Origin of the sequence: Roseisolibacter sp. H3M3-2 (genome assembly GCF_029211165.1) — a bacterium.
Taxonomy (GTDB): Bacteria; Gemmatimonadota; Gemmatimonadetes; order Gemmatimonadales; family Gemmatimonadaceae; genus Roseisolibacter.
This window is the reverse complement of record NZ_JARGEK010000401.1, coordinates 1-4,053: the sequence shown is the minus strand read 5'-3', so window position 1 is coordinate 4,053 and position 4,053 is coordinate 1. Positions and strand designations below refer to the sequence as shown.

The 4,053-nt window shown below is 79.2% G+C and carries 4 protein-coding genes; 2 read left to right on the top strand and 2 right to left on the bottom strand.

Annotation, left to right across the window (positions count from 1 at the left end):
- On the top strand, positions 1–1,294 hold a 1,294-nt coding region (locus PYV61_RS21900; RefSeq protein WP_275835665.1), incomplete at its 5' end, for a DUF1963 domain-containing protein.
- 4 nt (positions 1,295–1,298) lie between these two features.
- On the opposite strand, the gene PYV61_RS21895 is transcribed toward PYV61_RS21900, so the two are convergent.
- Positions 1,299–1,694, bottom strand: a complete 396-nt coding sequence (locus PYV61_RS21895; protein ID WP_275835663.1) for a hypothetical protein — start codon at positions 1,692–1,694, stop codon at positions 1,299–1,301.
- Between the two features lie 106 nt (positions 1,695–1,800).
- Here PYV61_RS21895 and PYV61_RS21890 point away from each other — a divergent pair, with 106 nt between their 5' ends.
- Positions 1,801–2,619 (top strand): helix-turn-helix transcriptional regulator, encoded by an 819-nt coding sequence (locus tag PYV61_RS21890; RefSeq protein ID WP_275835661.1) that lies wholly within the window; start codon positions 1,801–1,803, stop codon positions 2,617–2,619.
- Here PYV61_RS21890 and PYV61_RS21885 read toward each other — a convergent pair.
- Positions 2,603–4,053: hypothetical protein (locus PYV61_RS21885; RefSeq protein WP_275835659.1), on the bottom strand; the 1,451-nt coding region annotated here is incomplete at its 5' end. The genes PYV61_RS21890 and PYV61_RS21885 overlap by 17 nt on opposite strands.

Here is a 4,053-nt window from a genome sequence, read left to right as displayed (position 1 = left end):
CGCGCCCCGCCGCTCGACGTCGCCGCCGCGCGCCGCGCCGCCGCCCCCACCGGCCGTCGACGCGCGCGCGATCGCCCTCGCCGCGCGCCGGCAGGCGATCCTCTTCCGCCAGCACGTGCCGCCGACGCCCGACCGCCGGCACCTCAGCTTCTTCGGCGGCGCCCCCGTCGCGCCGCGCGGCTTCGCGTGGCCCGAGGCGGCCGGCCCGAGCGGCGCGTCGGCGCCCGTCAGCTTCCTGATGCAGGTCGACTGCGCCGCGATCCCCGCCGACGGGCGGCTCGGCGTGCTCCCCGACCGCGGGGTGCTCTACGTCTTCATGGACGGCGGCGCCAACGCCTTCCGCGTCCTGTACGAGCCGGGCCCCGCCGACGACTGGACCGAGGTCGCGCCCCCCGCCACGCTCGGCGTGCTCTACCCGTCGTCGCTCCCGCCCGACTCGGGGTGGGCGCCGATCGACGCGCCGCGCCTCTGGCCGCGCTGGACCTTCGATCCGGTGCTCGTGCGCGGCGGCCCGCTCCCCGACGACCCGGAGGCGCTCGCCGAGTCGTACGCCTGGCCCGGCACCGTCGACGTGCGCGCCGCGGTCGAGGCGATCCCCGGCGCCGTCGCCCCGTACCGCGGCTTCGCCGACCTGCTGCGCGGCGAGGGCGGGCGGCTGCTGCGCCCCTTCGACGCGTATCCGCACGACTGGAACGCGGTCCGACTCGGCGCCGCGCACGCCGCCCGCCGCCTCGCGCGCGAGGCCGGGACGCGCCTGCGCCCGACCCGCGACACCACCGAGGCCGAGTCGGCCGCGCTCGCCGAGACGCTGCGCGCCGAGTGCCGCGAGTGGCAGGCGCGCGCGGCCGCCGCGGCGCCCTTCGACGCGGTGCCGCCGGAGGAGCGCGACCGCTTCTGGGCGTGGATCCAGGAGCGCGCGTGGTTCACCCGCTACGTGCTCCAGGAGGCGGTGACCGACGCCGTCGAGGCGTCGCTGCTCGCCGGCGGGGAGGCCGCCGCACGCGTCCCCGCCGACGCGGTGGACCGCATCCGCCACCGCCACGCGCTCGGCGTCGCGACCGAGCGCGGCGTGCAGGTCAACGCGCCGCATCGCATGCTCGCGGCGCCGGTGGACGCGCAGGCGATGGGCGACGTCGAGGAGCGCGCGCGCGACCAGCTCCTCCTCCTCGAGATCTCCAACGACGAGGGGCTCGGCCACCAGCTCGGCGAGGGGGTGGTGCAGCTCTGGATCCGCCCCGCGGACCTCGCCGCGCGCCGCTTCGACCGCGTGGAGCTGAGCGCGAGCGCCTACTGACCGCTCACGCCGCGGCGCGCCGGAGCCCCACCGCCTCCAGCGCCGCGAACGCCGCCACGACGGCGCCCTGCGCGACCACGAACGCGACGCCGAGCGCGGTCGCGCCGGCCAGCCAGGGCGTCGCCGGGAGCGCGAACGAGTCGACGGCCCACAGGACGTTCCCGGCCACCAGCCCCCACGCCACGCCGCGCGGCACCGTCGGCCGGCGCGCGGTCCACACGAGCAGCGCCGCGAACGGGAAGAGCGCGAGCCCGGCCCCGCGCGTGAGCACGGGCGACAGGCCGAGCCACGTCTCCAGCAGCGCGGGCGCGGCGACGAGCGCCGCCCCCATCCCCACGCACGAGACGGCGTCGAGCAGGAGCACGCGGCGGAGGAGGGCGTCGGGGCGGGCAGCGGGCATGGTGATTCTCCTGGGAAGGATGTGAGGCGCGGATCGCTCGCCCCCACGTAACTTCCGCGCGTCCGCCCGGTCGATTACTCCCGAGGTAAGCGCAGCCCGCGTCCCCGTGGCCTCCCCGCAGCTCCCGCTCGCCGACGGCGACGTCGGCACGCTCCTCCGCGACTGGCGCCTCCGCCGCCGCCACTCGCAGCTCTCGCTCGCCCTCGACGCCGGCGTCTCGGCGCGCCACCTGAGCTTCGTCGAGACGGGGCGCGCGCGCCCGAGCCGCGACATGGTGCTGAAGCTCGCCGAGCGCCTCGACGTGCCGCCGCGCGAGCGCGACGCGCTCCTCCTCGCCGCCGGCTACGCGCCGGCGCAGCGCGCCCGCTCGCTCGACGACGCCGAGCTGCGGTCGGTGCGCGCCGCGGTCGACACGCTGCTCGCGGCGTTCGCGCCCAACCCCGCGCTGGCCGTCGACCGCCACTGGAACATCGTCGCCCACAACGCGGGCGTCGCCCTCCTGCTGCGCGACGTCGACCCGTCGCTGCTCGCGCCGCCGGCCAACGCGCTGCGCGTGAGCCTGCACCCGAAGGGGCTCGCGCCGCGCATCGAGAACCTCCCCGCGTGGCGCGCGCACGTGCTGGAGCGCCTGCGCCGCGACGCCGAGCTCACCGCCGACCCCGCGCTCGCCGATCTGCTGGGGGAGCTGCGCGGCTACCCGGCCTACGGCGTCTCGCGGGCGGGCGAGGCGGGCGCCGAGGACCCGCTGCCGGTGATCGTCCCGCTGCGCCTGCGCACGCCGGCGGGGGTGCTGGCGTTCGTGAGCACGACGACGGTGTTCGGCACCGCGGTCGACGCCACCGCCGCCGAGCTGGCGATCGAGACGTTCCTCCCCGCCGACGCGGCGACGGCCGAGGCGCTGCGCGCGCTCAGCGGTTCGACCTAGCGTAGCGCGCCAGCTCGCGGCGCACCCGCGCGTGGTAGCGCTCGGGCGAGTCGCGACCTCCCGCAGGCACGGGCAGCGACTCCACCGGCTTCCCCAGCCGCGCCAGCAGGAACTGCCACTGCTCGGCGCGCGCGAAGCGCTCCGGCACCACGCCGTCCGCGGCCAGCCGCTCCAGCGCGGGGAGCGCGTCGGCCGCGTCGGGTCCGAGCCGCGCCAGGGCGTCGCGCGCCGCCTCGGCGGCGTTGCGCGCGAGGTGCTCGCGCGGGTCCTTCCGCGCGTCGAGGATCGGGTACGCCTGCGCGAGCACGTCGACCAGCAGCGGCACCGCCGCCGCGCCGCGGTCGGACTGCCGCGCGATCAGCCCGCGCGCCCACAGCCGCCGCTCGGGGTCGGCCAGCAGCTGCCGCTCCCACGGCGTCGGCTCGGCGAACGTCCCCTCCGGCAGGTGGCGCGGCAGGTCGCCGAGCGTGGCGAGGTGCGCGTCCTGCGGGAAGCGCCCGGCGAGCAGGCGCCGCACGATCGGGTCGCGCAGCGCCGCGCCGTCGGGGCCGAGCTTCCGCACCGCGCTCCAGAACGACTCGAAGTCGCGCACGCGGCGGTCGGCGACCAGCGTCGCCAGCAGGGCCGCGTCCCCCGCGACGGGGCCGTGCGCCTCGACGTCGTGCAGCACCGGGAGGATCAGCGCGAACGCGGGGTCCTCCGTGCCCCGCGCCGGCTCGGCGAGCAGCCGCGCGAGGTCGGCGCGCGCCTCCAGCGCGGCGGCGCGCGGGTCGGCGTCGAGGCGGAGCGTCGTCCACTCGCGCAGCACGTCCACGGCCTTCAGCTCCTCGGGGCGCGGCACGCCGCGCGTCGCCGGCGCGGCCGCCCAGCCGAAGTGGAAGCTCTCGACGCTGCCGGTGCCGGCGACGCTCAGCAGCCGGCCGCGGAGCGCCGCGTGCGCCGCCGTGCGGCGCAGCAGCACCGCGCCGTCGCGGCCGCGCACCTCGACGCGCCGCACCGTGATCGGCCCCGGCGCCAGCGTCCACCGCGTGCGGCGCGTCGCGGAGTCCTCGTGCCACTCGCGCACCGAGACGGTGAGGTCGGCGGGGACGCCGTCCCACGCGAGCTCCTCGACGCGCTCGCCGCGCGCGATGCGCAGCCGCCACTCGTCGGCCAGCGGCGTCGCCGCGCGGCCGTCCCACCCCGTGCGCGAGGCGCCCCACGTCGCGACGTCGGCCGGGACCACCGACGGCGCGCCGGCCGGCCGCCGTGCCACGCGGTACGCCGCCGGCGCGTGCGGCGCCCGCTCCCGCGGATCGCGGCGCGGGTCGGGCACGTGCAGCCGCACCACCTCGTCCACGCCCGCGGTGAACAGCGCCGCCGCGACCAGCGGGTCGCACCCGCGGGGCGCCTCGTCGTCGCCGAGCGGGCGCCCCGCCGCGCGCGCGCGCGCCC

Coding starts and splice junctions, on each gene's coding strand:
- PYV61_RS21895 (WP_275835663.1), bottom strand. CDS start 1,694: ATGCCCGCTGCCCGCCCCGACGCCCTCCTCCGCCGCGTGCTCCTGCTC.